The 24,614-nt window shown below is 67.2% G+C and carries 26 protein-coding genes; 17 read left to right on the forward strand and 9 right to left on the reverse strand.

Annotated elements, in window-relative coordinates; all coding sequences use genetic code 11:
* The first annotated feature begins 2 nt into the window (after positions 1-2).
* The 7 genes from Aco03nite_RS00295 to Aco03nite_RS53945 all read left to right on the forward strand — a co-directional run bounded on the left by Aco03nite_RS00295 (position 3) and on the right by Aco03nite_RS53945 (position 5,433).
* Positions 3-956 carry a serine/threonine-protein kinase gene (locus Aco03nite_RS00295; protein ID WP_203792381.1) on the forward strand — a complete coding sequence of 318 codons (954 nt, stop codon included), beginning with the start codon at positions 3-5 and terminating at the stop codon, positions 954-956.
* Complete coding sequence (locus Aco03nite_RS00300; protein WP_203792382.1) at positions 953-3,055, forward strand: UvrD-helicase domain-containing protein; 2,103 nt, start codon at positions 953-955, stop codon at positions 3,053-3,055. Before Aco03nite_RS00295 ends, Aco03nite_RS00300 begins: the two co-directional genes overlap by 4 nt.
* 83 nt (positions 3,056-3,138) lie before the next feature.
* Positions 3,139-3,966 carry a helix-turn-helix domain-containing protein gene (locus Aco03nite_RS00305; RefSeq protein ID WP_203792383.1) on the forward strand — a complete coding sequence of 276 codons (828 nt, stop codon included), beginning with the start codon at positions 3,139-3,141 and terminating at the stop codon, positions 3,964-3,966.
* Between the two features lie 13 nt (positions 3,967-3,979).
* A complete protein-coding gene (locus Aco03nite_RS00310; protein ID WP_203792384.1) occupies positions 3,980-4,171 on the forward strand; it encodes a DUF397 domain-containing protein in 192 nt (63 codons plus the stop codon).
* A gap of 231 nt (positions 4,172-4,402) precedes the next feature.
* The gene (locus Aco03nite_RS00315; RefSeq protein ID WP_203792385.1) at positions 4,403-4,660 is read left to right on the forward strand and encodes a hypothetical protein; all 258 of its coding nucleotides are present in this window, start codon (positions 4,403-4,405) and stop codon (positions 4,658-4,660) included.
* Between the two features lies 1 nt (position 4,661).
* Complete coding sequence (locus tag Aco03nite_RS00320; protein ID WP_203792386.1) at positions 4,662-5,159, forward strand: hypothetical protein; 498 nt, start codon at positions 4,662-4,664, stop codon at positions 5,157-5,159.
* A 139-nt stretch (positions 5,160-5,298) separates the two neighbouring features.
* Entirely contained in the window at positions 5,299-5,433 is a 135-nt protein-coding gene (locus tag Aco03nite_RS53945) for a hypothetical protein (protein ID WP_275415785.1), read from the forward strand.
* Here the strand turns inward: Aco03nite_RS53945 and Aco03nite_RS00330 are convergent, their stop codons facing one another.
* The 3 genes from Aco03nite_RS00330 to Aco03nite_RS00340 are packed head-to-tail and all read right to left on the reverse strand — an operon-like array spanning position 5,434 to position 8,698.
* Positions 5,434-7,821 carry an ATP-binding protein gene (locus tag Aco03nite_RS00330; protein WP_203792388.1) on the reverse strand — a complete coding sequence of 796 codons (2,388 nt, stop codon included), beginning with the start codon at positions 7,819-7,821 and terminating at the stop codon, positions 5,434-5,436.
* Entirely contained in the window at positions 7,822-8,433 is a 612-nt protein-coding gene (locus Aco03nite_RS00335; protein WP_203792390.1) for a DUF6879 family protein, read from the reverse strand. It abuts the gene before it with no gap.
* Positions 8,426-8,698: a hypothetical protein gene (locus Aco03nite_RS00340; protein WP_203792392.1), complete on the reverse strand. Its 273-nt coding sequence runs from the start codon at positions 8,696-8,698 to the stop codon at positions 8,426-8,428. The genes Aco03nite_RS00335 and Aco03nite_RS00340 overlap by 8 nt, the downstream gene beginning before the upstream one ends.
* A gap of 109 nt (positions 8,699-8,807) precedes the next feature.
* On the opposite strand from Aco03nite_RS00340, the gene Aco03nite_RS00345 reads away from it, so the two are divergent.
* A complete protein-coding gene (locus tag Aco03nite_RS00345) occupies positions 8,808-9,194 on the forward strand; it encodes a hypothetical protein (protein WP_203792394.1) in 387 nt (128 codons plus the stop codon).
* A gap of 550 nt (positions 9,195-9,744) precedes the next feature.
* Positions 9,745-10,179 (forward strand): hypothetical protein, encoded by a 435-nt coding sequence (locus tag Aco03nite_RS00350; RefSeq protein ID WP_203792396.1) that lies wholly within the window; start codon positions 9,745-9,747, stop codon positions 10,177-10,179.
* Here the strand turns inward: Aco03nite_RS00350 and Aco03nite_RS00355 are convergent.
* Positions 10,154-10,924 (reverse strand): RNA polymerase sigma factor, encoded by a 771-nt coding sequence (locus tag Aco03nite_RS00355; RefSeq protein WP_203792398.1) that lies wholly within the window; start codon positions 10,922-10,924, stop codon positions 10,154-10,156. The two genes, Aco03nite_RS00350 and Aco03nite_RS00355, sit on opposite strands and share 26 nt — an antisense overlap.
* A 228-nt stretch (positions 10,925-11,152) precedes the next feature.
* Here Aco03nite_RS00355 and Aco03nite_RS00360 point away from each other — a divergent pair, with 228 nt between their 5' ends.
* The 5 genes from Aco03nite_RS00360 (at position 11,153) to Aco03nite_RS00380 (ending at position 16,108) form a co-directional block, all read left to right on the forward strand.
* Positions 11,153-11,746 (forward strand): DUF2637 domain-containing protein, encoded by a 594-nt coding sequence (locus Aco03nite_RS00360; RefSeq protein ID WP_239144805.1) that lies wholly within the window; start codon positions 11,153-11,155, stop codon positions 11,744-11,746.
* Positions 11,747-11,982: 236 nt separating this feature from the next.
* The gene (locus tag Aco03nite_RS00365) at positions 11,983-12,789 is read left to right on the forward strand and encodes a replication-relaxation family protein (RefSeq protein ID WP_203792446.1); all 807 of its coding nucleotides are present in this window, start codon (positions 11,983-11,985) and stop codon (positions 12,787-12,789) included.
* Between the two features lie 483 nt (positions 12,790-13,272).
* Positions 13,273-14,388 (forward strand): sensor histidine kinase, encoded by a 1,116-nt coding sequence (locus Aco03nite_RS00370; RefSeq protein WP_203792400.1) that lies wholly within the window; start codon positions 13,273-13,275, stop codon positions 14,386-14,388.
* Positions 14,385-15,470 (forward strand): sensor histidine kinase, encoded by a 1,086-nt coding sequence (locus Aco03nite_RS00375; protein ID WP_203792402.1) that lies wholly within the window; start codon positions 14,385-14,387, stop codon positions 15,468-15,470. Before Aco03nite_RS00370 ends, Aco03nite_RS00375 begins: the two co-directional genes overlap by 4 nt.
* Positions 15,458-16,108, forward strand: a complete 651-nt coding sequence (locus Aco03nite_RS00380; RefSeq protein ID WP_239144806.1) for a DNA-binding response regulator — start codon at positions 15,458-15,460, stop codon at positions 16,106-16,108. Before Aco03nite_RS00375 ends, Aco03nite_RS00380 begins: the two co-directional genes overlap by 13 nt.
* A gap of 148 nt (positions 16,109-16,256) precedes the next feature.
* Here Aco03nite_RS00380 and Aco03nite_RS00385 read toward each other — a convergent pair whose 3' ends face one another.
* From Aco03nite_RS00385 to Aco03nite_RS00405, 5 genes are all read right to left on the reverse strand, one after another.
* The gene (locus Aco03nite_RS00385; RefSeq protein ID WP_203792405.1) at positions 16,257-18,326 is read right to left on the reverse strand and encodes a GmrSD restriction endonuclease domain-containing protein; all 2,070 of its coding nucleotides are present in this window, start codon (positions 18,324-18,326) and stop codon (positions 16,257-16,259) included.
* A 73-nt stretch (positions 18,327-18,399) separates the two neighbouring features.
* On the reverse strand, positions 18,400-18,768 hold the full coding sequence (locus tag Aco03nite_RS00390) for a hypothetical protein (protein ID WP_203792406.1): 369 nt from the start codon (positions 18,766-18,768) through the stop codon (positions 18,400-18,402).
* Positions 18,769-18,849: 81 nt separating this feature from the next.
* Positions 18,850-19,503: a fasciclin domain-containing protein gene (locus Aco03nite_RS00395; protein WP_203792407.1), complete on the reverse strand. Its 654-nt coding sequence runs from the start codon at positions 19,501-19,503 to the stop codon at positions 18,850-18,852.
* An 85-nt stretch (positions 19,504-19,588) separates the two neighbouring features.
* The gene (locus Aco03nite_RS00400; protein WP_239144807.1) at positions 19,589-20,275 is read right to left on the reverse strand and encodes an anti-sigma factor; all 687 of its coding nucleotides are present in this window, start codon (positions 20,273-20,275) and stop codon (positions 19,589-19,591) included.
* A complete protein-coding gene (locus tag Aco03nite_RS00405) occupies positions 20,238-20,819 on the reverse strand; it encodes an RNA polymerase sigma factor (RefSeq protein WP_203792409.1) in 582 nt (193 codons plus the stop codon). The genes Aco03nite_RS00400 and Aco03nite_RS00405 overlap by 38 nt, the downstream gene beginning before the upstream one ends.
* A gap of 247 nt (positions 20,820-21,066) precedes the next feature.
* Here Aco03nite_RS00405 and Aco03nite_RS00410 point away from each other — a divergent pair, with 247 nt between their 5' ends.
* From Aco03nite_RS00410 to Aco03nite_RS00420, 3 genes are all read left to right on the forward strand, one after another.
* Positions 21,067-21,954, forward strand: a complete 888-nt coding sequence (locus tag Aco03nite_RS00410) for an intradiol ring-cleavage dioxygenase (RefSeq protein ID WP_239144808.1) — start codon at positions 21,067-21,069, stop codon at positions 21,952-21,954.
* Positions 21,955-22,120: 166 nt separating this feature from the next.
* Entirely contained in the window at positions 22,121-23,119 is a 999-nt protein-coding gene (locus tag Aco03nite_RS00415; protein WP_203792411.1) for a TerC family protein, read from the forward strand.
* 88 nt (positions 23,120-23,207) lie between these two features.
* Positions 23,208-24,614, forward strand: a complete 1,407-nt coding sequence (locus tag Aco03nite_RS00420; protein WP_203792412.1) for an MFS transporter — start codon at positions 23,208-23,210, stop codon at positions 24,612-24,614.

Here is a 24,614-nt window from a genome sequence, read left to right on the forward strand (position 1 = left end):
TCGTGCCGGGGCACAGCCTGAACGGCGGACGATACGAGTTGGAGTCGCTGCCGCTGCCGGGTGGCACCATGGGTCAGGTCTGGCCGGGCCGCGACACCAGGCTCGACCGCGAGGTGGTCGTCAAGTTCATCCGGCTGCCTCGCGGGTCGTCCGACGAGGCACTTATCCGCCGCCGTTTCCGGCGCGAATCGCAGATCACGGCCCGGCTGACGCACCCTGGTGTGCCGGCCGTCTACGACGCGGGCGTCGACGAGGGCCGCCCGTTCCTGGTCATGCAGCGGGTGCACGGCATCGACATCGCCGACCTGATCGCCGAGCACGGGCCGCTGCCGGTCGGGTGGTCCGCCATCATCGCTGCGCAGGTGTGTGCTGTGCTCATCGCCGCCCACCGGGAGTCGCTGGTGCATCGCGATCTCAAACCCAGCAACGTGATGCTGGAGCCGAACGGTGCGGTCAAGGTGCTCGACTTCGGGTTGGCGGTGGAACCCAGCCGCGCCGAATACTCCCGTATCACCCAGACCGGGGAATTCGCTGGAACACCCGCTTACATGGCGCCCGAGCAGATCGAGGCGTACCGCAGCGAACCTGCGACCGACCTGTATGCGCTCGGCTGCACCCTGCACGAGATGCTCACCGGTGAGCGACTGTTCGCCGGAACGGAACCGTACAAGGTGATGCAGCGCCACGTGAAGGACGCTCCGCCGCCGTTGCGGTCTCTGCGTGCCGACGTACCGGCCGGGTTGGAACGGCTTGTTCTTGATCTTCTGGAGAAGAAGCCGGAGGACCGGCCGGATAGTGCCACTGTCGTCTACCAGCGGTTGCTGCCGATGCTTACCGATCTCGATCCGCTCGTCGAAGCGGTGGTTGTCAACGCTCCGGCCGACCCGACCCGCCTCTACGCGGCGGTGCTGTCCTCGCTGTCCGCAACCAGGCCGATCGGGGGCACCCTGTCATGAGCGAGGCCACACTGGGAGTTATCGACCGGGCCGAGAAAGAGATCATGAAGTTGTCCCGAACGGACATCGGGGCGGTCTACGAGTTCATGCACAAGTTCCGCAACAACCCTGATCAGCCCGGCCTGGACCTCAAGACTCTGCACGGCGACACCCGTTTGATGGCTGCTCGTATCAAACGTGACCTTCGTGCCTTGCTGCTGCACCTGGGCCAGCGTGAATACCTGCTCGTCGGCGTGGACCGACGCAGCACTGTCTACGAAGACCTGAGTCGGTACGCGTACCAGATCAACCGGGTCACCGGCGGCATCGAAGTCATTGACACCCAACCGGTGGGCGACAGCATCATCGGCCGGGTCCTGCCGGCCGCACCGGTGCCGTTGTTCGCGGGATTCACCGATGTCCAACTCGTTGAACTGGGCGTCGCTGAGCCGCTGCTGCCGGAGATCCGCGGGCTCACCGACGAAGACGGCTTGATGACGCTGCTGGATCGGGCACCACAGCTAACCGTCGATGTGTTGTTCGCGCTCTTCGACGGCAAGACATACGAGCTGGTGCTGGAAGAGATCACCACGCCTGTACGGTCAGCAGAACCCGTCGATGTGGACGACTTCGAGGCGGCGGTACGACGACCCGCCAGCCAGGTCGCCACCGACGACGAAGCCCTGAAATTTATGCTGGCCGAATCCTTTCAGGCGTGGCAGATCTTCCTGCACCCGACACAGCGACGGCTGGTCGAGCGCCGCTACAGCGGCCCGGCCCGGGTCGGCGGCGGACCGGGCACCGGCAAGACCATCGTGGCGTTGCATCGAGTGACCTACCTGGCCCAGCAGCTGCCACCGGGACCTGGTAAGCCGATCCTGCTGACCACCTTCAACCGGAATCTCGCTGCGGATCTGCGGATCCGCCTTCGAGCTCTCGGCGGCGAGGATGTGCTTGCCCGAGTCGAGGTGGTCAACATCGACCGACTTGCCGCTCAAGTCCTGTCCGAGGGTGACGAACGGGCTCCCAAACGCAAGATTGACGACGGTCAGGTGCCGCAGCTGTGGCGCCGATTCCTGACCGCTGAAGTTGGTGACTGCCCCTGGGATCCCGACTTTCTGGCTGCCGAATGGGATCAGGTCATCCTCGGGCAGGCGCTCGTATCACGCGCCGCCTATTTCAAGGCCCGCCGACCGTTCCGCGGACGCAATCTCACCCGTCCTGAACGGGACCAGGTGTGGGACCTCGCCGAACGGTTCAGCCGGTGGCTCACCGCCCAGGACCTCATCACCTGGCGCCAGGTCGCAGTACGTGCTGCAGCTCTGGCCGTCCATCGTTATCAGCACGTCGTGGTCGACGAGGCACAGGACCTGAGTGCCGCTCACTGGCGCATGCTTCGCGCCATGGTGCCGGCCGGAACCGATGACATGTTCCTCACCGGTGACACACATCAGCGCATCTACGACAACCGGGTGACGCTGGGCAGCCTGGGCATCAACATTCGGGGCCGGTCCTCACGCCTGACCCTGAGCTACCGCACCACTCGGCAGATTCTCGCCGCCGCACTGGAGATCATGAGCGGCGAAGTCTACGACGATCTCGACGGCGGGCAAGAGGACCTGGCCGGCTACCGATCCCTGTTACGCGGAGCCCAGCCGGCCTTCCGCGGAGCAGCCACCTGGGCGGCCGAACGTGACTTGATCACGGAGCAGATCGCCGCGTGGGGTACCCCGAGCGACGGTTCCGCAGCGATCTGCGTACCGACTCGTGAATTGGCCGCTGACGTGATGGCGCATCTGGAGGCGGCTGGTCTCTCGCCGGTGGAGATCGGTCCTGACGGGCCGAAGCAGACCGGTGGTGTGCACGTTGGCACCATGCACCGGTTCAAAGGCCTGGAATACCAGCAGATGATTATCGCGGGCGTCGCCGATGGCTTGGTGCCTCGCCGAATGATCGACCGGTACCGCAGCGGTGACCCGAAGCGATACGAGAAGGAACGGCAACGCGATCGTTCGCTACTTTTCGTCGCCGCCACCCGGGCCCGTGACGAGCTTGCCGTGCTCTGGCATGGCACACCCAGTCCATTCCTCACAGAACGCCTTACACAGGCCACCGGCTGATCCGGCCGCCTGGCGTCTGTATTGGAGTCGGTCTTTGCGGCGCGGGTCGGTACTCTGCCTGCATGTCGGCTGGTCAAGGTCCCATGAGCAAACGCCTTCGCCTGGGTAGTGAGCTGCGAAAACTCCGTGAGTCGCGGGGTTGGTCGGTGACGCATGTCGGGGGCCTCATGGGCTGGAGCCATACGAAGGTCTCCCGGCTGGAAACCGGCAAGGTCCGCGCTGACGTCGGCGAAGTGATGGATCTTCTCGACATCTACGACGTGACCGGTCCGGCCTTTGACCGGCTGGTTGCATTGGGGCGGCAGGCCAACGCGCGCGGTTGGTGGCGGGCGTACGCCGGAATGCCGGATCGGCAGATGGGCTTCGCCGAGATGGAGGCCGGTGTCCTCGGGATCCGTGAGTACGCCATGGTCTTCATTCCTGGGCTGCTTCAGCACCCTGACTACATCCGCCAGCGGTTCAGTGATCGCGACGCGTTCAAGGACTTCGACCTGACGGCGGCGATCCAAGGCCGGGTGGAGCGACAGAAGATCCTCGCGAGTGGCATCGAGTACGAGGTCGTCCTCGATGAAGCTGCCATCCGTCGCCGCACCGCGTCGCCGGGAGTGATGGCGAACCAGGTGCGGCATCTGATCGACATGGCCGGGCGCGAGAACCTCACCGTGCGGGTCCTGCGCCTGGACGCTGCGGTGGAGTGCCTGTCCGTTGCCTTGAACAGCTTCGCTCTCTACCGCTTCGACGATCCGGTCCAGGATGACATGGCATTCGTGGAGACCGAGACGAGTGATCTCTGGCTGGGTGATCCCGAAGATCTTGCACGCTATAGCGTGGTCTATGAGCGGCTTCGGGCCGCGGCCGAGACGCCTGAGGCGACGCTGGAGTTCCTCAGTGCGCTGGTGGATCGGGCGTAGAGGAAGGTGCACCATGCAGTTCACTGAGTGGCGTAAGAGCAAGCGCAGCGGCAGTCAATCCAACTGCGTGATGGTCCGCCACAACTCGACCCACGTGCAGGTGAAGGATTCGAAGGACCCTGAGGGCCCAGTGTTGACCTTCACCCATGATGCGTGGGCCGATTTTGTCGGTGGTGCGCACGGCGGAGAGTTCGATCTGGACTGAGAACGACACGTGCATCTTGAGGGCCGACCCGAAAGGGCCGGCCCTCTTTTGGATTCAATACCGAGACATTTCGGGCGGATTCATCGATCCCTGTTGTGCTCCGAGATAACAACGAGCAAACTCGCACATGTGCGCTCCGAATGTCAGTGGCGGCTGACCTCCGGTGCATCGCGCCCGAACATGCAGCGTGAGGGCTGTGAGGGACGCGCCGATTCGATGGGGAAGGTTGCGATGACGACGACCATCTACTACGCGAACTCAGCGGAAACGCAGCTGAAGGATGCTCAAGCGATCCTCGACGAGCATGTGACGTCGAGTGCGACGGGGAGGTGCCTTGCCTGCGGCTCGTATGGGCCGTGCTGGCGGCGGGAGAACGCCGTGGTGATTTTTTCCCGGACCCTGCGGTTGCCGGCGCGTCAGCCGGGCGCGACCCGGCCCGAGCTGGTCGGTGCTGTCCGCGTCGGTGCTTCCGGTCTGCTGGCAGGTTGACGTGACCGTGACCAGCGCGTCGGAGCAGGCTTTCACCGTCGAGGCCGAACTGGAACAGGCCGACGTCCACAGAGCGGCGGTCGCCTGGGAGAACGCGACACACGACGCAGAGCAGCGATACCAGTGGGCGCGAGCCGATGAAGCCCGACTGCACTGGGGCCTCTGCCTGCACCGCCTGGGCCGATGCGACGACGCGGTCACCGTGCTACTCCAGACCCGCGACGACAGTGAACATTCCAGTGCCGTAGCAGCCCAGATCTTGTGCCTGCGGCTGCTGGGCTGGTGCGGACGCCATGACGACGCGGCAGCGCTGTGGATAACACTGGAGACCGGAACGACGCCGACGGTTCGCGGATCAGCGCTCAACGTCCTGCTGCACCCGCGGAACAGCACGCTGAACGACATCGACGACCGCGGGCACGACCAGGTCTGTGCCTATCGAGGCGGCCGACGCACAGGACCGACAACGCCCGAAGCCGACCGGCGAGATCATGGATAGCCCGCCCAGCTCGGGGGAGCACCGGGCCGTTCGCCCGAGCTGGACCTGCGAAGACTGCGGAAGCCTCTGGCCGTGCCCGGAACGGAGGGCCAGTCTCCTCGAGGAATATGCCTTCGACCGTCTGGCGCTCCTGGTGTTCATGTCGGGGCTGTTCGCCGCGGCGATCGACGACTTCCATCAGCACAACATCGACGGTGGATCCGACCTCTACGAACGTTTCCTCGGCTGGGCGCGGCCCTCCTACCAACGGGACGGCCTGCTCTGGTCGCCGTAGTCACCGCCGTTCCATGAGGCCAAAGATTTGCTCACGCATGCGGACCGACCGGGCATCCGGGAAGGTGGCCAGAAGGGAGTGTGCCTCGTGCCAGTGCCGGTGTGCCTCCTCGTGGCGGCTTTCGTCGGTGAGATCGAGAGCCAGGTGGTGCAGCGAGATCGCCAGTTGCCACTTGTCCTGCATGCGCCGGTGGGCGGCGGTCGCCCGCCGGTGAAAGGCGCTGGCCTCCTTTGGCTGGCCGAGTGCTCGGTACGCCTCCCCGGCTTCGTCGAGTGCCATCGCCTCACGGCTCTGGTCACCGATGGTTCGTTGGATCGTGGCGGCCCGGTGCGCGGCTTCGAGCGCCGTTGCCGGTTCGCCGGAGGCACGTTCGACCCGCGCGCATTCGACGAGCCAGTGGGCTGTCCAAACCTGATTGGCATGTTTGTCGGCGATGCCGAGAGCGCGTTCGATGGCAAGCCGCGCCTCATCGATGCGTTCCAGTTCCCGCAGGCTCATGCTGAGGAAGAACAGCGAGTTACCCTCCTGGCCTTCGTCGCCGATGTCGCGTTGGACGTCGATCGCGTCGGTCAGCAAGGAGATTGCGTTGGTGAGGTCGCCCGTCTCGTAGGCGGCTTCGGCGATGTTGCTGAGCAGAAGCGCTTGCCATCGGCGATTGCCGAGTCGTTCGAAGATGGCCAGGCTTCTCTCGAAATGGGCTCGGGCCTCGTCGAGACGGCGGTGCCGCAGGCCGAGCAGTCCCAGGGCGTTGATCGACACCGCTGTGCCGTGGTCGTCGCCGATGTCGGTTCGGATGGCGAGTGCTGCTTCGTGGAATCGGGCGGCTTCGGTCAGCCTGCGTGCCTGGAAGTGGGCTTTGCCGAGGCTCTCGAGGGCTTCCGCCTCTCCTTGCCGATCACCGATCGCCCGAGCGGCGTCGAGACCGAGCGGCGCGGTCGACAACCATTCCTCGAAGGCGTTGTTGTGCATGAAGACACTGCGCAGCACCGCGGCCAACTGCCAAGCCGTATGCGGCCTTCCGTGCTCTGCGGCGGCTTTGGTGGCGGCTACGAGGTTGTCGCGTTCGGCGTCGAGCCAGGCGGTGGCCTCGCTGTTGGAGGTGAAGGTCATCGGTATTACGTCGTGGGGTGGGTCGAGCGGCATGGTTCGGTTGAACTGCAGAGTCACCGCGACCGCTGCGTCAGCGGAGTGCAGGTACCAGGCGAGAATCCGGCGTACCCCGTCGGTTTGATCCTCGGTGTTCGCGAATTTGCGTTGTTCCTCGATCGCATAGGCGCGCAGCAGGTCATGCAGCCGGTATCGGCCGGTCCCTACCTGTTCGACGAGGTGGGAGTTGACGAGCCCGTCGAGCAGATGGCGTACCTGATTCGTCGAGACGCCGGCGAGCGCCGCAGCGGCCGGGGTACTGAATTCCGCCCCGGGATGCAGCCCGAGCAGCCGGAACATCCGTGCGACGGGTTCGCTGAGGGCGCGGTACGACCAGGCGAATACGGTTCGGACGGCGTCCGCCTCTTCGCCGTCCTCGGCGGTGAGAGCTTCCCAGAGGGCCGATTCGTCACGAAGGTCCTGGGCGAGTTCTGCCAAGGTCATGAAAGGCCGGCTCGCGGCGCGTTCCGCAGCGATACGCAATGCCAACGGCAGGCAGGCACACAGCCGTGCCAGCTCCGTGAACTCGTCGGGATCATCGCCAGCTCGATAGTCGGCGGTGACGGTTTGCAGCAGGTTGACGGCGTCTGCCTGATCCAGGATCCGCACGGTGAGCCGACGGCCGCCGTCGCGGGTGATCAGGCCGGAGAGCAAGCTACGGCTGGTCACCACCACGAGGCAGCTGCTGGTCCCGGGCAGCAGGGGCCGGATCTGGCGAGCCGTCGAAGCGTTGTCCAGAACGATCAGTACGCGGCGATCAGCCAGCAAGGACCGATAGAGGGCTGCTCGATCATCGAGGTCGGCCGGAATGGCTGTACCCGGTGTTCCGAGCGCCCGCAGGAACCGATCCAGCACCGATCCCGGGTCAGCGGGTTGCCCTGGGTCGTAGCCGCGCAGATTGGCGTACAGCTGCCCGTGCGGGAAATCCTGCCGCACGCTGTGCGCCCACCGCAGGGCGAGGCTCGTCTTGCCGACACCTGCCGTGCCGGTGAGGACCCAGAGAACTCCGGATTCCTCACCGAGCGGTTGACTGAGCCGGCGGAGTTCCGAAGCCCGATTGACAAAGCCGTGAACGGCGCCGGGCAACTGGCGTGGCCGGGGATCACCGGACTGCTGATCCTGGTGGAAGTGAACACCGCCGTAGACATCACGAGCCTGCACCAGGTCGGCCGGCCCGGACAGACGCGATCGATTGACGTGTTCAGGCCCGTGATCAGGCTCTTCTGCCTGGACGTCGGCCACTCATCCTCCCGCGGGAGGCTCCAAGGGCGAGACCGCACGAGCGAAGTACGCGTCAAGCGGCTCACCGTCGTCGTACAGCGTGGCGATGAACGCCTGGCACCGGCTGATCAGAGCGGGGTCCTGCCAGCGCCGTGCCGCCTCAAGCACGCCGTCGGCGTCATAGACCGCCTCGTACATGACCTCGGTGCCAAGGGTGTAGAGCTCCGGCAGTATGCCGCTGACCTCCGCCGATCGGACGGCCTGTGGGGCAACGACCCTGGTGAGGCCACCGTACTCGTGCCGCAGGTTCAATACGTGCAATTCCCACTGCAAGTACGGGGTCAGCGGTTCCTCGACGATACGGACTCGCCGCGTGGTGAATCCGTTGTCAGCCACGCGCCGGTAGTAGTCGGAGAATTCGCTGCGACGGCCCTCGAGGACCCGCATCGCGTCGTCCCATCGACCCTGAGCGAAGGCCGTCCAGCCGTCGTCGTTCGGTTCCTTGAAGCTCTGTTGACGCTCCAGTTTCCAGAAGCCCGGCTGCCGCGTCTTCCAGAACTGTTTCTCGAAGTCAGCCCAGTAGTCGTCGAGGTCGAGCAACTCACCGGGCTGACCGTCGAAGAGATCATGCATCAGGAATGTCCACCCTTGCCGCGATCATTGTTGACCGGGGCACGATGATAAGGCGCTCGCCGGGGTCGACCGACACACCGTCGGGAAGCCGACCGCGATAGGAGTCGGTCAGATCCTGGCCGATCACCGCCACGTCACCGTTGCTGAGCTCCCAGACGTCCGGACAACTCCCGTCGCCGGAGGTGTTGCCCAGCTCATGGGAGGACTTACCCCACCGCCGGGTCAGTTGTGCCGACGGATCTGCCTGCCAACGCTCGCCGTCCATTTCGGCCTCCCGAGTCGGGTAGTTACGTGCGCACCGAAGGTAACATCGCGTATTGCCGGGGGACAGCAGCGCGAGTTCGCTCACCCCTATGCGTCATTGGAGGTCCAGCATGACGAGACCCATCTCCTCGACCATGGTGACGGCCATCCTCGCTCGCGCAGAGAGCGAGGCCGCGACACGAGAACGTGGTGCCGCCTCCGCTCTGATCGACTTCCTGAAGGAACGGCTCAGGACCCACCCGGCGGGCTCTGCAGCCATCGACGACGCCATACGAAGCCGATCCGTAGAGTCGGCGGGGCATCTTGCCGAGATTCTCGACGAGCAGGTTCGTGTCGACCATGACCTCGGCAGGGAGATCCATGCACGATGGTTACGAGTGCAGGCACCGGCCAGCGACCGATCCGGCATCACCAACTCGGTGGTAGGAAACGTCAGCGGCTCGGTCGTTCAAGTCCGTGACGTCTCCGGAGGCATCTCGATCCACGGGCGCAACTGATGACCAGACGTCGAGTCAAGCTTGTCGGCTGGATCGCTGGCATCGCTGCGGGCTTGGCGATCACCGCTCTGGGAGTCCTCTTCCTCCGATCGGGGCTCGATGCATCCGACAAGTGGGCCAGCGTGCTCGGCATCTTCCTCAATGTGGCAGGACTGGCACTCGCCTTCTACAGCGCGATGCTGACCCGGCGTGCGGCAAGGGACACGCAAGACTCGGATCCCGGCGCAGCACCCTCGATCACCGGCTCCGGCGACCTCCGAGACGACGCAGTGTCCAATAGCGTCCACGCCGACAGGATCGAGGGATCAGTTGTCCAGGCTCGCGATGTCCACGGCTTGTCGATAACACATGGCCCGGACCCCGGACGCCGATTGGACCAGCATGACCAGCCAGACGCCTCCCCGGATCGGAACGGCCGGTGATCGTCAGGCCTGTGCCGGACTGTCGGCGAGAGGCGGAAGGTGGCACGCTGGGCGATGTGAACGCGAAGGCCAACCAGGCCGGGGACAGGCCGGTCGGGAGTGTAATCCTGTCCTCGAACACCCGTGAAGTGCTGACATCGACACTCGCCGCGGAGTTGCGGGACATGCCCGCCTCGGTGTGGTCCCAGCGTTCCCGTGGTGCCACCGGCTCCTATGTGATGTTCATCGAGGACGAAGTCGAACTGGCGGACCTTGTCGTCGTCTTGTGGGACATCGCGCGTTCGGGGCCGTCGCCTGCTGGAGTGTCGGTGCAGCGGGGTGCCGCCGGGACGGTTCTGCTGGTGCATGGGGCGGACTTCAGCCTGGCGGCGCGTTCCGGTGGCCCGGTTCTGGTCGTGTCGGACCGGATTCGGGGAGTGTTGCGCCTCGACCGGGATCCGGGCTGTCAGGCCGAACTGTCGGCGCTGGTCTCCGAACTGATCGCAGTGGGCCAAGGTGGCCAGCCGTTCTCCGGGTCGACACTGCCGCCCGTGCCGCCTATGCCCTGGCACCGCGACCGGTGAGGTGGCGGCGGATGCGGGCCTCGGCTCGCTGGCGTCGTTTGTAAGCGGCCTGCTCACCGATCCCGAGATGCTTGGCCGCGTCCTTGATGCTGAGCCCGTCGACGGCCGTCAAGCTCAACAGCTGAACGTCCAGCGGAGCCAGAGCTGACTCCGCCGCCAGGCCTACGAGCAGGGCGTACGGGTCGTCGTACGGCAAAGAAACGCTGTTGATCGTCGGCGGGCGGAGGCGGGACTGGCGGAGCCGGACCTTGGCGTGGGTGATGCCGCTGTCGATCAGTTTCATGCCGAGGTTCGTGGTGCCGGTGTCGATGGTCGCCAACCGGCGTAGGAAACCGGCCACCAGGTCGTGATCGATGTCGGCCAGGTCGCTGCGGTCGCGGATCGCCAGGCGGTCCCGGAAACCGCGTAGGCCTCGGGTGGCCAGACCCAGAGCCAGGATGCGGTACGCCTCGTCAGCGCCGGGCCGGCGGGATCCGGCGATGACAGCCGCCCAGATCCGATCACGTTGCGGATAGTCGGCGTCCTCCAGCAGAAACCGCTCCAGGCCACGCGGGCGCATCTCCCGCGGCGGCAGACCCGGGCCGAACGCTTCGGCGGGAATGTTCCAGGTGAGCTGGGCGAACCGGTCGAGGAACCAGTCGAACAGCGGCCCGGCGCCGGCCCCGGGAAGGCTGAACGGAACGGCTTTCTCGAGAAAGTTCTCCCCGCCGTGTCCAGATCCGAGCAGAGCAGTCCCCTTCTCCATGTAGCGAGCCGCCGACACCCCGGACGGGTGTCAGGTCCTGTCAGGACCGAAGGCTCCTACCGAGGAGATTGCCATGCGTATCGACGATTGTGATTGCTGGGCCCGGAAGGATACCCCGGGGTTCTGTCACCACCGGCTGATCGTGATCCGCCGCCACCTGACAGAACCTGACAGGACCGGTCACCGCACCTGCGAGCCTCGTCGCCGGCGGTGCCGCTGGAGGCGCCGATGAAGGCCACCCGCGTGGAAGGCATCGTCCAGATCGTCATCATGCTGGCGATCGGGGCGGCCGCCGCGGCCGCGTCGTTCACCCATGTGCACGACGTCGCCGCTGCTCACGGTCAGCCGGGCTGGCTGGCCTGGGCGAACGCCGTGGTCCTGGAACTGATGTCGGTGGCCGGCGGTCTGGAACTACGGCGCCGCAAACGAGTCGGGGCGCATCTGACGTTCCCGGCCGTGGTCCTGGTGGTCGCCGTGGTGCTGTCGCTGGGAGCACAGGTGGTGGAAGCCGAGGCATCCGTCATCGGATGGATCGCGGCGGCACTTCCGGCGGCCGGGTTCCTGGCCATGGTGAAGATCGCCCTCGGCCGGACCGGGACCGTCCCGGACGGCAAGAGAACCGTCCCGGACCGTCCGGGACGGCTGGACGAGCAGGTGGCCGAGTTCCTGCCGATCGCCCGGGAAGCCGCCGACCAGCTGGTCCGGGACGGCCGTCCGCTGTCCCGGACCGCCCTGGCGGAGACCCTGCGAACCCAGGGCCACGCCGTGTCGAACGGAAGGGTGTCGGCGCTGCTCAAGGTGCTCCGCGAGGAGCGCCGATGACGTGAGGGAGTCGGCACGGGTGTTCGTTCCGGGGTCGGTCCGGGGGTCGGCTATGACACCGACCCCCGGACCGACCCCCTCATGGACCTGTCAGTGCAGCTCAGAATGCGTTTCCACACGATCAGCGTGTACTCCGACTAACCCCTGGAGGGGTTACCCCGAGGGAGGTGAGAACCATCAACAACAGCAATGAACAGCGCCTGCTGAAAGCGCAGGCCGTCCTGACCCACCGCGACATGCGACTACTCGGCTGGCTCTACGACCATGGCGTCCTGACCACCCCGCAGATCGATGCCGCCCTGTTCGGCTCGCTCACGTTCTGCCAGCGACGCCTGCTGAGACTCGTCAACCTCGGCGTCGTCACCCGATTCCGTCCCCAGCGCTGGGAAGGCGGCGCCTACCCCTACCACTACCTGCTCAACCAGCTCGGCACCGAAGTCGTCGCCGCCCAGCGCGGCGACCCGCTACCCCGCCGCGACCAGGCCCGGCAACGGCGGCAACACCTGACGTCGCGGGCCAATCTGCCGCACCTGCTGGCCACCAACCAGTTCTTCGTCGACCTGGCCGCCCTCGAACGCACCCACCCCGGCAGCCGCCTCGTCACATGGCGGCCAGCCGCCACCTTCCAACACAGAGGAGCCTTCCTGCGTACGGGTGACAACCCCAGCCTCATGCTGCTGCCCACGATGCCCCGCCCCGACGGACACGGCATCTGGGCCGAACACGACCGGCAGGTCCCGTTCCTGCTGGAGACCGACCTCGGCACCGAAACCCTGTCCGTCCTGACCACGAAGGTCACCAACTACACCCGCCTCGCTGAACTGACCCGCTGGTGGTGGCCGGTGCTGTTCTGGCTGCCGTCGGCCCGCCGCGAACACCACTTCCAACTGCTTCTGACCGACGTACCGCAGCCGGGTCTGATCGCCACCGCCAGCGCCGGAGGGAAGTCGCCCGCCGACCCGGTGTGGTGGCTCCACGGGCATTCCGGGGCCCGGCTGCGGCTGGCCGAACTTCCCTACCGCGAGGAAGGTGAATGGAGATGACCGCAGGGTCCTCAGGGACCGCGACGCACGGTCCGCAGGACCCCGCAAGCACCGATCGGCGCAAGGTCCTCAGGGACCGCGAAAATCGTTACGCAGGGTCCTCAGGGACCGCTATGCAGGGTCCTCATGCCCCCACCACCTACCAGGACCAATACACAACCCGACCGACCATACGAACAACGAGGTTTCGACGGGACCGTCACCGTTACGCGCGCGAGCCCCGGGTACCAGTTCGCATCGGTCGGCGCCGGTTATAGCCGCGGCCACCGTCGACAACGGCGCGCCTGTGCCAGGACGGCTACTCGCCGTCCTGGCACACCCCCGATGCGTTGTGGCGCGGGCCCGGCTCGGAACGAGTGGCCCGGCCCGGTTCAGACGTTACCGGCGGGCGACCCCGCCCGGTGAGGGGTGAACACCCCTCACCGGGCGGGCATAAACATCGATCGATTACATTGTCCAGTGACGGGAAGGAGACGCCGGCCAGTGTCGATCGACAACGCTTCCGGGCCGGTCGAGACGTCGGTTCGGGCCGCGGCAGCCCGGATCTCCATGGTCACCCGTGTGCTCGTCGTCGTGGCCTGCACGGTCCTGTTACCGCTCGGCGGCGCCACCACGCACACTCTTGCGATCGTGGCAGGCGTGCTGACCTGGCAAGCGGTTTCCTTCCTGGCCCGGCGGTGGCATCGCTGGACGGTGATCCTGGAGGCGCTTCCGCTGGCCGCTCTCTGCGTCCTGCTGCCGTGGTGGAATCCGGCACCCGGATATCTGGCCTTCGACGACTGGACGAAGCCGGTGGCCTCCATGTGTGTAGCCGCCGCGCAGTTCTACACCCGCCCGCGCGACGGTGCCGTCTACGCGCTGCTCACCACTGCCGCGGTGTGGTGGGGATCGACGCTGGGCCCCGACGACTGGGGCCTGCACACCGCCCATGCGCTGATGTTCCTCTGGCAGGCCGGCCTGACCCGCTGCCTCGTCGTGCTGATCACCCGCGGCGCCCGGCGGGTCGACGCGCTCGCCGCCGCCACGGCCGCCGCCCGGCGCGAGGAAGAACTCGCCGCCGCCCGGCGCGCCGATGTCGAAGAACATCTGGGGGTGCTGCACGACACCGTGGCCGCCACCCTCACGGCAGCGTCGGCACACGACTCCGGCGGTCCGGAGCTGCGCCTGCGGGCGCGAGCCGACCTGTCGCTGCTCGACTTCCCGGCCCGGGCCGTCACCTTCGCCGACCTGGCCACGGCACCGGCCGACAGCACCCTCGACCTCACCGTCGGGCAGGGGCCGGTCACCGGCGACGGCAGCCTTCCCCCGTACGCCATCCGCGCCCTTCTTGCCGCGCGGGACGAGGCGTTGCGCAACGTCGAACGGCACGCCGCCGTCGGCCGGGCGGAACTGCGGATCCGGCAACCCGAACCCGGCGCGGTGGAAGTGGATGTCGTCGACGACGGCTGCGGCTTCCGCCCGGACGACCTTCCCGACGGCGTACACCTCGGCCTGCGGTTGTCCGTCCATGCCCGGATGCGCCGAGCCGGAGGCAGCGCCCGGGTGGTCAGCGAGCCGGGCCGCGGAACCCGGGTCGAGCTGCGCTGGCCCGCCCGATGACCGACATCAGCGGGGCGATGCGATGGGGGACCTGGGTGATGAGCGGGGTGCTGCTCATCGTTCTCTATCGGACCGAGGCGCTCGACGATTTCGGTTCCGGCGAAATCGTCATCCGTCGCGCTGCCTACCTGGCCAGCGTCGTCGCCTGGCTCGGAGCGGCCGCGCTGCTGAGCCTGCGGCCACCGCCCGGCCGATTCCGGCGTGTGCCAGCGATCGTCCTCGGCACGGTGACGTTCGGCGCCACCGTCGCGGTCACCGTGACCGTGCCGACCGGTCTGCAGCACACCTCCGCGAACTGGGCGGTCGGGGTGAACGGCTGGCTGCTGCTGACGGTCCTCTCCGGCGCCCGGTTCTGGCCGGCGGTGCTGGTGCTGGCCGGACCGGTGCTGGTCGCGCTGGGAGTCGCCGGCGCCACCGGCCCGGCGGAGGCCGTCGCGATGACCGCCCGTGCCCTCGGCATCCTCGGCCTGCAGGTGCCGGTAGCCCTGGCGGCCCTGACCCTCGAACGGTCCGCCGAGGAAGCCCGGGAACGGCACCTGGCGCAGGAGGCCATCCGCACGGCGCGGATCGTGGCCGACGCGCTGCACGACGACCGGATGCGCCGGTCCCGGACGGTCGCCGCCGCCGTCGAGCCCGTCCTCGCCCGCCTCGCCGACCCGGTGTCCGGCGACGGACCGGACGACACCCTGCGCCAGCGCAGCCCGGTCGCGGCCGCACAGGTGCGCCGGCTGCTGAACGAGTGGTACCAGGCCGACGACGACCCGCTCGGCGCCGATCTGTCGGCCCGCCTGGACGGCCTGCAGGCCGCGGGTACCTGGGTGGAGGTTGCCGTGCACACCGGCGCCCTGCCGGCCGAACTGCGCCGGGCAGCCTGCGACGTGGTGCGGGAGTGCGCCCGCCACTCCGTTCGGCACCTGCGCCTGACCGCGGTACCGGGCACCGGCCAGGTGTGCCTGAGCGTCGTGGCCCGGATCGAGGACCTCGACCCGGATCTCACCCTCGGCGACGTTCCGCAGCCACTGACGATCCGCACCACCGCTATCGACGAAACCCTATGGGTGGAGCTGACATGTCCCGTCTGAACCCGTCCGTCGTGCTCATCGACGATCACCCGGTGGTGGTCGCCGGAGCCCGGTCCTGGCTGCAGGGCGCCGGTATCACGGTGACGGCCGCGGGCAAGGATCCCCGCATCGCCTGGGGCCCGGAGGGGCTGCTGGCCGATGTCGTCGTCCTCGACCTGCAACTCTCCCAGCAGCACACGGTGGAGTGGAACGCGCTGACCGAGCTGGTCGCCGCCGGCCGGCGAGTGGTCGTCTACACCATGCGTGAGGACCGGGAGACCGCGTTGCGGTGCCTGGAAGCCGGCTGCGCTACCTACCTGACCAAGGCCGAGGGCGAGAACCATCTGGTGGCGGCCGTGCGGGCCGCCGCACAGGACCTGCCGTACGTGCCGCCGTCGCTGGCCGGCGCCATGTCAGCGGATCAGGCCGCCGACCGCCCCCGGCTGACCAGCCGCGAGCAGGAGGTGCTGCTGGCCTGGTTCCAGTGCGAGTCCAAACAGCTGGTGGCGGCCCGCTGCAACCTCTCACCGCGCACCGTGGAGGGCTACATCGACCGGGTCCGGGTCCGGTACGCCCGGGCCGGCCGCCCCGCCTCGACCAAGGCGGCCCTGGTCGCCCGCGCGCTGCAGGACGGCCTGATCCAACTCGACGACCTCTGACCGGCGATCACCCGAGGCCAGGCTGTCCCTGCCGGTGCCAGGCACCGCCAGCCCTGGATCTCCGGAGGGCTGGCTGGGGCCGGGTGAGGCCGCGATCGTCGCGGTATGACCTCGACATCCGATAACTGGCGCAGCCGCTGGCGCCGTTTCAGGTGGCGTCGTCTACCGCTGAGCTGGGGTCGTCGGTGTCGAGACCTACAGCCTCAGCGAGTTCGTTGGCGGTCATTCGTCGATCGGCCGCAGCCCGGTTCCATTGGTCGAACCGGACGCCTTCGGCCTCGAGGAGAGCCTTGGGGTCGTCCTGGCGTTCCGGATCCGGCCAACGAAATTCGGGTGAGATGGCGCCGTGCAGTTTGAGCACCCGGTGCGCATTCGGCGTGGGAACCGCCGCAAGACGGGCGCCGACGGCGACCTGATGTGAACCCATGACCTCTGCGATGTCGGAGTAACTGGTCCACCTGCCGGCCGGGATGCTCGCGAGGATCCGGTTCATGAGCGACCAACGCGGGGACGGCGGTGTGGTGCCGACGCTCTCATCAGGGCCGGGCCAGATCTTGGTGATGCGTTCAGCGAGTTCCCGCCCCCGGGCGTGGATCTCGGACCGGCCCCAGCGTTCGGCGCGGGCAAGGTCCCGGTTCATGGCGAGCCCGCTGTCGGCCAGGATCTGCTTCTTCGCGGCGAAGCCGTCGTTGGACAGCTTGGAGTTGTAGGCGGTCAGGCTCAGGTTGCCGAGGGTGTGAACGAGCGAGCTGTGCAGTTCCTCGATGGTCTCACCGTCCCGCAGCTCAGCGAGGAGCATCTCTTTCCACTCGTCGGTCAGGGACTGGGGGAGGACATGCTCGATGGTGACCTTGGCCTTGTCGAAATCGAGAGGTTCGCCGTGGCGGTGGTCCTCCTCGATGCAGCGCAGGACGTAGGCGCGTTGGGGTCCGCGGCCGAGCCAATAGAAACTATTGGCCAGCACGGCGTCACGCACATGCTGGTCCGTGGGGAAGCGCTTTCTCGGCCCGGACAGGGCACGGACGATGGCTTTGGCCGATGGGACCTGTTCGCCGAGGTCCTTGACCAGCGACATCATCAGCCGGTTGTTGTTCGAGCTGGATAGACCGACGAGGGTGCGCCGGACGAGATAGCTCTCGACGACGCGTAGAGCGGCCGCGGCCTCACCGGCGGTGAGCTGGCCGGCGTGGTGAGCGATAAGGACGTGCAGGGCGACGGGATGAACGACGGCGACACCCCAGCGGTCGAGCCGATCGAGCGCCTGGCGCAGCTTGGGGTCCGCCTCGTGCTGCGGGTCGAGGATCTTGCGGAACAGTCGCGCCTTGTGATGCAGCTCCACGATCCACTGCTCGATCGTGGCCTCGTCCGGTAGGTGACGGAGCCGGTCCTGCTGGGCTTGATAGATCGACTCCTGGGTGGCCCGGTCGTCACCGCGCAGCACGAGGTCGAGCCAGACGAGTTGTTCGAGTTGTCTGTCGGTCAATAGTTCCTGCAGCGGTAGCCATTGCCGTTCGTAGACATCGTCACCACGGTTCGGCAGGCGCATGAAAAGGTAGTTGCGGAGCAGGTCGGCCTGGGTGAGTGGTTGACCGGTGTAGTTGAGGGACTCGAAGATGCGGTGCACGTTGTCATCGGCGTGTGCCGCTATCTCGACGATGCTCAACTGCCCGGCGACAGCCTGTTCTATCCGAACGACGTCGTAATCGTCGGCAGGATCGTCCGTCTGCAGGAGCGCCGCTCGGAAATAGCGGTACGCCTCCCCGATGCGGTCCTCCCCACCGGCATCAGGCGCACGTTCGATCAACGCGATCCAGGCCGCCCGGTCTGCCTTGGTGGGCAGCAAGGTGTAGCGGTCGGCGCCGGAGGCGTATTTGTTGAACAAGTAGAGATCGTCGATCTTGGCAGCGAGTTGCGGATCGGTGTCCCTGACATGATCACGGATGGCGCAGAGCAAAATGCCCAATGTCGTCAGCCGCTGCTGTCCATCGACGACAAGCCAGCTCTGCACACCGGCTGGGGTGTTCGTGGGTGACGGAGCCAGCACCACGGAGCCGAGAAAGTGGGAGTGCGTGCCACCCGCCTCGACCACCCGCAGGAGATCAGACCACAACTGCACCAGATCCCGGCGCTTCCAGCTGTAGCGCCGCTGGTAGAGCGGGACGACATACTGCCTCTCACCCTGAAGAAGGTTCCGAATCGTCGTCTCGTTGGCCTTCACACATACTCCTCGTGCAGTGCTCATGCGACTACTTCAGTGGATGCGGCAGGGCAGAGTCTGTCGACCGGTCCGCTCACTTCTCTCTGGCGGACGGCCGGCTTGACTTCCGCGCTTCGACCTTTGCCGCGACCGTGAACGCGGCCAGGCCAAGGGCCACGCAGGACCACAGGACACTGTCGAAGGCGAATAAGAAGAGCGCTGCTGACGCGGCGAACACAATGAAAGTCAACAAATACTTGGGCCTACGGCCCGGCAGCACCCAGATGGCCAATACGGCACCGAGTGCAGCTCCCACGACGAGAAGGAACCATGCCAAGCCCACATCGGAGTGGTACCGCACCCGGCGCCGGTTGTCCATCGGCGCCAGCATGTACAACAGTGCCACACCGTTGAGCAGGAGCGTCGGAAACAAGCCGATTCGCGATATGAACGACGCCGGCACGCTGGGAAGTCTTGTGCCGGGGGATGAACACCGAGGCCGGGCGTGACCCGCAGGTCACGCCCGGCCTCGGCGCGGGGAGGGTCAGGGGAGGTTGACCGGGCGCAGGACGCGGTCGATGCCGTGGGCGATCTGGCGGTTGCCCTTGTTGATGTCGAAGCGGTTGATGCGCGGGTTGCGGTCGGAGCGATCGGCGTCGATCAGCGAGATGCGCTTGTGTGAGCGCGGACCGTACACATTGACCTTGATCTTCGCGCCGGCCGCGGTGGCCAGCTTGGCGTTGTCGGACTTGAGCGTGGCCTTCTTGGTGATCGTCGCGCCCGGGACGACGTGGTAGAGCAGGACCGACTCGACGGTGTTGATGCCGAGGCCGGCGACGGCGGTGAACGTTTTCTTCTCGCCCGGGAGCTTCCTGGACTTGGTGATGTCCTTGACGAGGAGCTGGAAGGCCCGGTCGTTGGGCAGGAACGCGGTGAGCTTGACCTTGCCGTCGGCGAGCACGGCGACCTTGCTGCCGGGTTTGGCCTTCAGCACGGCCTGCACCGCGGCGGCGAGGATGTCGTAGTCGTGACCGTTGTGGTCGAAGCCGCTCTTGTCCGCGGTCAGGACCGCGGCCAGGGACCTGGTCTTGAGCGGCTTGCTGCCGGTGGCCTGTGCGGGAGCGGCGCCCAGTGCGGAGGCGACGATCGCGGCCATGGCGACAGCGGCTGCCTGCTTGCCGAGACGGGTGAACCTCATCTTCGAGTCTCTTTCCGATCGGTGCGGGTGGTGGCTCCGACGGCCACCACCCGTACTTCGCTCGGGCCCGCGTCGATGGATGCGGCTATTTCGTGAGAGTTCCGCGGAGCAGGCTCTTGCCCGAATGGGTGGCGTCGCCGTCGTGGGGTTCGTCGCTGATGTCGACCAGCCGGTACCGGTTCAGATCGGTGCCCGCCGGCACGGTCAGCACCGCCTCCGCCCGGCCGGGCAGATTCCCGACCGCCACCATCTTGCCCGGCGTGTCCGGATCCAACAGCCACACCTCATGAAAACCGGAGGTCAACGGCAGATTTTGTACGTCGATGCGCAGTCGCCCGTCGGAGAACACCTGCACGGCACCTCCGGCATTGGGTGGAACCGTCTCCAACGGTGCGAGGGTGGCCCGGGCCAGCACCGGCGCCCGGTCGGCGAATCGGTCGAATCCCACGGTGCCCGCCGCCGCGATCACGGCTGCCGCGGCCGCGGCGAGAACCGGGGCGAGCCAGCGCGGACGTGCCCGCCGCACCCGGTGCCGGGTGAGGCCGGTGACCGGCGCCCGGGTGGCCGCGACATCGGCTCGGATGGCCTGCCACACGTGCTCCGGGGGAGCGGGCAGGTCACGTATCGCACCGGTCTCCGCGCCGATCTCGGCGACGTCCCGCAGCGCCTGGATCTCGTGCCGGCAGCCGGCGCAGTGTTCCAGGTGATCGATTTCGGTCGGCTCCTCGACTTCCTCAGAGAGCGCGAGAAGGACCAGTCGATCGGGATCCAAATGTTGTTGCACCGTCCACCTCCCAACGACGTCGCAGGTTCGCCATCCCACGCCGGATATGACTCTTGACCGTGCCGAGCGGCAGCCCGGTGACCGCCGCTATCTGGGGATGGCTGAGATCGTCGAAGAACGCCAGTTCCAGTGTGCGCCGTTGCTCCTCGGGCAGCCGTTTCATCTCGTCGGCGACCACCAGACGGTCCACGACACGGTCCGGTGACTCCTCGACCACCGGTGCCGGCGCCTGGACCTGCACGGACTCGGTCGTCCGCTGGTCACGGGTGGCCGCCCGGATCCGGTCCACCGTCTTGCGCCGGGCGATGCCGAGCAACCAGCCCAGGATCGTGCCCCGCTGTGGATCGAACCCGTCCCGCCCGGTCCACGCGGCCACAAACGTCACCTGGGTGACGTCCTCGGCGTCGGCCCGGTTGCCCAGCAGGCGTTGCGCCAGATGCAGGACGGCCGCGCCGTGCCGGTCATACACCTCACGCAAGGCTGTCTCGTCGCCGGCGCGTAACCGCTCGGCGAGCTCGTTGTCGGAGTTCATCGACCTCCTTCCCGATCACCAGTGCTGTCACCGACTACTTCGCTCGTGAGGTCTCCGGCGGTTGCAGCGGATCTGCCGGGCAGAGTATGCGGGCGCACACCGTGGATCTGCACGGCGCGGTCACGGCCGGCGGGGCTGCACCGGCGTACCCGGGCGATGGATTTCAGAGATCTTTCAGCGACTCTCCTGGATCCGTGCAGGATCGTCGGGGATTCTCGGTGCTTGATGCCGAGAGCGGAGTGAACCTGTGCAGCAGTCTTCGGAGTCCATGTACCAGGGGCGGCGCCTGCCGCGGCCGGACGAGGAAGTGACCGATCAGGGGCTGGGGTTCGACCTGGCCACCCTGATGCGGCGGCGCCAGTTGTTGCGCGCCTTCGGTGCCGGCGCGGCCGTCCTCGGGATCGCCGCGTGCACTCGGGAACCCGCGACCCCGGCCACTCCGGCGCCCCCGGCGACCGGTGCGCCGTCCGCTGCTCCGGCGTCGTCCCCGGCGGCCGCGGGAATCCGGATCCCGGAGGAGACACAGGGGCCCTTCCCCGGTGACGGCTCCAACGGACCCGACGTCCTCGAACGCAGCGGCGTGGTGCGCAGTGACGTCCGGGCGAGTCTCGACGGTTCCGGCCCGGTGCCCGGCGTGGCCCTCGCGCTGGAACTCACCGTCAGCGATCTGGCCACCGGCGGCGGGCCGCTCACCGGCGCGGCCGTCTACATCTGGCAGTGCGACCGCGACGGGCGGTATTCGATGTACAGCGACGGCGTGACCCGGCAGACGTTCCTGCGGGGCGTGCAGATCGTCGACCGGGCCGGCAAGGTCAGATTCACCAGCGTCTTTCCCGGTTGTTATCCGGGCCGGTGGCCGCACGTCCACTTCGAGGTGTACCCGGACCGGGCGGGCATCACCGACCACACCGCGGTGATCGCGACCTCGCAGCTGGCCTTCCCGCAAGGCGTCTGCGAGGAGGCCTACGCGCAACCGGGATACCGGGAGTCGGCGGCCAACCTGGCCGGCGTCACCCTGGACACCGACATGGTCTTCCGGGACGACCACGCGGTGACCCAGATGGCAACCGTCACCGGCGACGCCGTTCAGGGATACGCGGCGAGCCTCGCCGTCCACGTCGACACCCGCCGCTGAACACCGATCCGGGAAAGGACATAGTCACAGCGGCCGGGAAAGAGAGTGGTAAGAGACGGTAAAAGAAAAGGAAGGCTTTCTTTACCGATCTCCGTGCTAGGTGAGAAATTCCTGGCAATACGATGGGACAGGCATGATCGCAGTGCCCGCTGGGCACTGCGGGGCCATGCTTGAGGTCTCCCTGCTCGGATGGGGTGTGACGATCGCCGTCATCGTCGCCCTGCTTGCCCTCGATTTGACTCTCGGGGTGCTTCGTCCACACGTCGTCGGTTTCCGTGAGGCGGCCGGCTGGTCGATTTTCTACATCGCCGTCGCGATCGTTTTCGGGGTGGTCTTCGCCAATGTCCACGGCTGGGGATTCGGCACCGAATATTTCGCCGGATACATCGTCGAGAAGAGTCTGTCGGTCGACAATCTCTTCGTCTTCGTCATCATCATGAGCACGTTCGCCGTACCCGAGCGCTATCAGCAGGAGGTGCTGACGTTCGGCATCATCATCGCGCTGATCCTGCGGGTCGTCTTCATCGCGGTCGGCGCGGCGCTGCTGAACCTGTTCTCGTTCATGTTCCTGGTCTTCGGCCTGATCCTGCTGTACACGGCGTTCCAGCTGTTCCGGCACCGGGACGAGGATCCGAGCATCGAGGACAACGCCCTGGTCCGCGCGGGCCGCCGGTTCCTGCCGGTGACCGAGGACTACGTCGAGGGCAAGATGGTCACCCGGGTCGACGGCAAGCGAATGTTCACGCCGATGTTCCTGGTGCTGCTGGCGATCGGCGGCACCGACCTGCTGTTCGCGCTGGACTCCATTCCCGCGGTGTTCGGAGTGACCTCGGAGGCGTACATCGTCTTCGTCGCCAACGCGTTCGCCCTGCTCGGCCTGCGGGCGCTGTTCTTCCTGGTCAAGGGCCTACTCGACCGTCTCGTCTACCTGTCCACGGGTCTGTCGGTCATCCTGGCGTTCATCGGTGTCAAGCTGGTGCTGCATTGGGCCCACAAGGACGTCAGCGCGGCGGTTCCCGAGGTCGGCACCCCGGTCTCGCTCGGCGTCATCATCGGCATCCTGGTGATCACCACAGTGGCCAGCCTGATCAGATCCGGCCAGGACCCGTCGCTCAAGGCGCACGCCGGCAGCCTCCGCGCCTCCAGCGACCGCGAAGAGCACTAGTCCGGCTGTTCCTGCCAGTGCTAGGCGCCGCCAGCCCTGGATCTCCGGAGGGCTGGCTGGCGCCGGGCGACGCCGCGATCGTCGCGGTATGACCTCTTCCGTACGTGAACGGCTCACCCTGGCCGTTCTGCTGACCGCGAGTTTCACGCTCGCCGTCGACTTCTCCATTCTCAACGTGGCGCTGCCGGTGATCGGGGCGGAGGTCGGCTTCTCGCTGACCGGGCTGCAGTGGATCGCTACCTCCTTCGCGCTGTGCGCGGCCGGGTTCACCCTGACGTTCGGGCGGGTCGGTGATCTGTTCGGCCGGCGTCGCCTCTTCCTCGGTGGTGTCGCCGTGCTCGGCGTGTCGTCGCTGGTCGGCGGGCTGGCCGAGACACCGCCGGTGCTGCTCGCCGCCCGGGCCGCCCAGGGACTGGCGACGGCGGCCGTCACCCCGGCCGCGTTGTCGCTGCTGACCACGTCCTTCCCGGAAGGGCCGCGGCGGGAACGGGCGCTCGGCCTCAACGGCGCGCTGATGGCGGCCGGCTTCACCACCGGGGCCGTCGCCGGGGGCCTGCTCGCCGACCTGTTGTCGTGGCGGTGGGCGTTCTTCGTCAACGTGGCCGTCGCGGTGGCCGTGTTGGTCGTCGGCCCGTTCGTGCTGGTCGAGAGCCGGCCCGCGAGGCGGCCGCGGGTCGATCTGCCCGGGGCGGTCACGGTCACCGGTGGATTGCTTTCGCTGGTGTACGGGTTGACGGCCGCCGCCGAGCATTCCTGGACCGATCGGCGTACGGTCGCGGCTCTGCTCGTGGGTTTGCTGTTGCTCGTCGTGTTCTGGCAGGTGGAGAAGCGGGTCTCCGAGCCGCTCGTGCCGGTGGCGATCCTGCGTCGGCGTACCGTCGCAGGGGGGAATGTGGCCGGGTTGCTCGCCTTCGCCACCGAGACGTCGCTGGTGTTCGTGCTGACCCTCTACCTGCAGTCGGTGCTGGGCTTCACACCGTTGAGCGCCGGGATCTCGCTGGCCGTGCTGGGCGTCGGCACCGTCATCGGCGGCATCGCCGGGCCGTGGGTGATCGCCCGGCTCGGTAGTGTCCGGGCGCTCGTCGCCGGTCTGCTGGTGCAGGCGGGCGCGACCCTGTCGTTGGTCGCCCTGGGCGATTCGACACGCTGGTTGCCGCTGCTGCTGGCTGCCACGTTCGCCGGCGGTGTCGCCAACCTGGTGGCGATCGTCGGCTTCATGGTGACCGCGACCTCGGGGCTGCCCGACGGGGAACAGGGGCTCGCCACCGGGCTGGCCACGATGAGCCAGCAGGTCGGCATCACGATGGGCATCCCGGTCATGTCGGCGGTGCTCGGCCTGAGCCTGCAGCTGTCCGCGCTGCGAACGGCGATCGGTGTCAACGCCGCACTGTGCGTTGCCGCTGCGGTGCTGGCCGGCGTGGTCCTGCGCACCCCACGTCAGGGCAAGCTGGTACTGGCAGGGTCAGGCAACTCTGCTCCCGCCGGACGACACTGA

Source organism: Actinoplanes couchii, from assembly GCF_016862075.1.
Taxonomy (GTDB): Bacteria; Actinomycetota; Actinomycetes; order Mycobacteriales; family Micromonosporaceae; genus Actinoplanes; species Actinoplanes couchii.

Excerpts from the sequence above, each read along its gene's own strand:
- Aco03nite_RS00300 (WP_203792382.1), top strand. The coding sequence starts at position 953 with ATGAGCGAGGCCACACTGGGAGTTATCGACCGGGCCGAGAAAGAGATC.
- Aco03nite_RS00305 (WP_203792383.1), top strand. The coding sequence starts at position 3,139 with ATGAGCAAACGCCTTCGCCTGGGTAGTGAGCTGCGAAAACTCCGTGAG.
- Aco03nite_RS00310 (WP_203792384.1), top strand. The coding sequence starts at position 3,980 with ATGCAGTTCACTGAGTGGCGTAAGAGCAAGCGCAGCGGCAGTCAATCC.
- Aco03nite_RS00315 (WP_203792385.1), top strand. The coding sequence starts at position 4,403 with ATGACGACGACCATCTACTACGCGAACTCAGCGGAAACGCAGCTGAAG.
- Aco03nite_RS53945 (WP_275415785.1), top strand. The coding sequence starts at position 5,299 with ATGTCGGGGCTGTTCGCCGCGGCGATCGACGACTTCCATCAGCACAAC.
- Aco03nite_RS00335 (WP_203792390.1), bottom strand. The coding sequence starts at position 8,433 with ATGCATGATCTCTTCGACGGTCAGCCCGGTGAGTTGCTCGACCTCGAC.
- Aco03nite_RS00340 (WP_203792392.1), bottom strand. The coding sequence starts at position 8,698 with ATGGACGGCGAGCGTTGGCAGGCAGATCCGTCGGCACAACTGACCCGG.
- Aco03nite_RS00345 (WP_203792394.1), top strand. The coding sequence starts at position 8,808 with ATGACGAGACCCATCTCCTCGACCATGGTGACGGCCATCCTCGCTCGC.
- Aco03nite_RS00355 (WP_203792398.1), bottom strand. The coding sequence starts at position 10,924 with ATGGAGAAGGGGACTGCTCTGCTCGGATCTGGACACGGCGGGGAGAAC.
- Aco03nite_RS00360 (WP_239144805.1), top strand. The coding sequence starts at position 11,153 with ATGAAGGCCACCCGCGTGGAAGGCATCGTCCAGATCGTCATCATGCTG.
- Aco03nite_RS00365 (WP_203792446.1), top strand. The coding sequence starts at position 11,983 with ATGCGACTACTCGGCTGGCTCTACGACCATGGCGTCCTGACCACCCCG.
- Aco03nite_RS00375 (WP_203792402.1), top strand. The coding sequence starts at position 14,385 with ATGACCGACATCAGCGGGGCGATGCGATGGGGGACCTGGGTGATGAGC.
- Aco03nite_RS00380 (WP_239144806.1), top strand. The coding sequence starts at position 15,458 with ATGTCCCGTCTGAACCCGTCCGTCGTGCTCATCGACGATCACCCGGTG.
- Aco03nite_RS00395 (WP_203792407.1), bottom strand. The coding sequence starts at position 19,503 with ATGAGGTTCACCCGTCTCGGCAAGCAGGCAGCCGCTGTCGCCATGGCC.
- Aco03nite_RS00405 (WP_203792409.1), bottom strand. The coding sequence starts at position 20,819 with ATGAACTCCGACAACGAGCTCGCCGAGCGGTTACGCGCCGGCGACGAG.
- Aco03nite_RS00415 (WP_203792411.1), top strand. The coding sequence starts at position 22,121 with ATGCTTGAGGTCTCCCTGCTCGGATGGGGTGTGACGATCGCCGTCATC.
- Aco03nite_RS00420 (WP_203792412.1), top strand. The coding sequence starts at position 23,208 with ATGACCTCTTCCGTACGTGAACGGCTCACCCTGGCCGTTCTGCTGACC.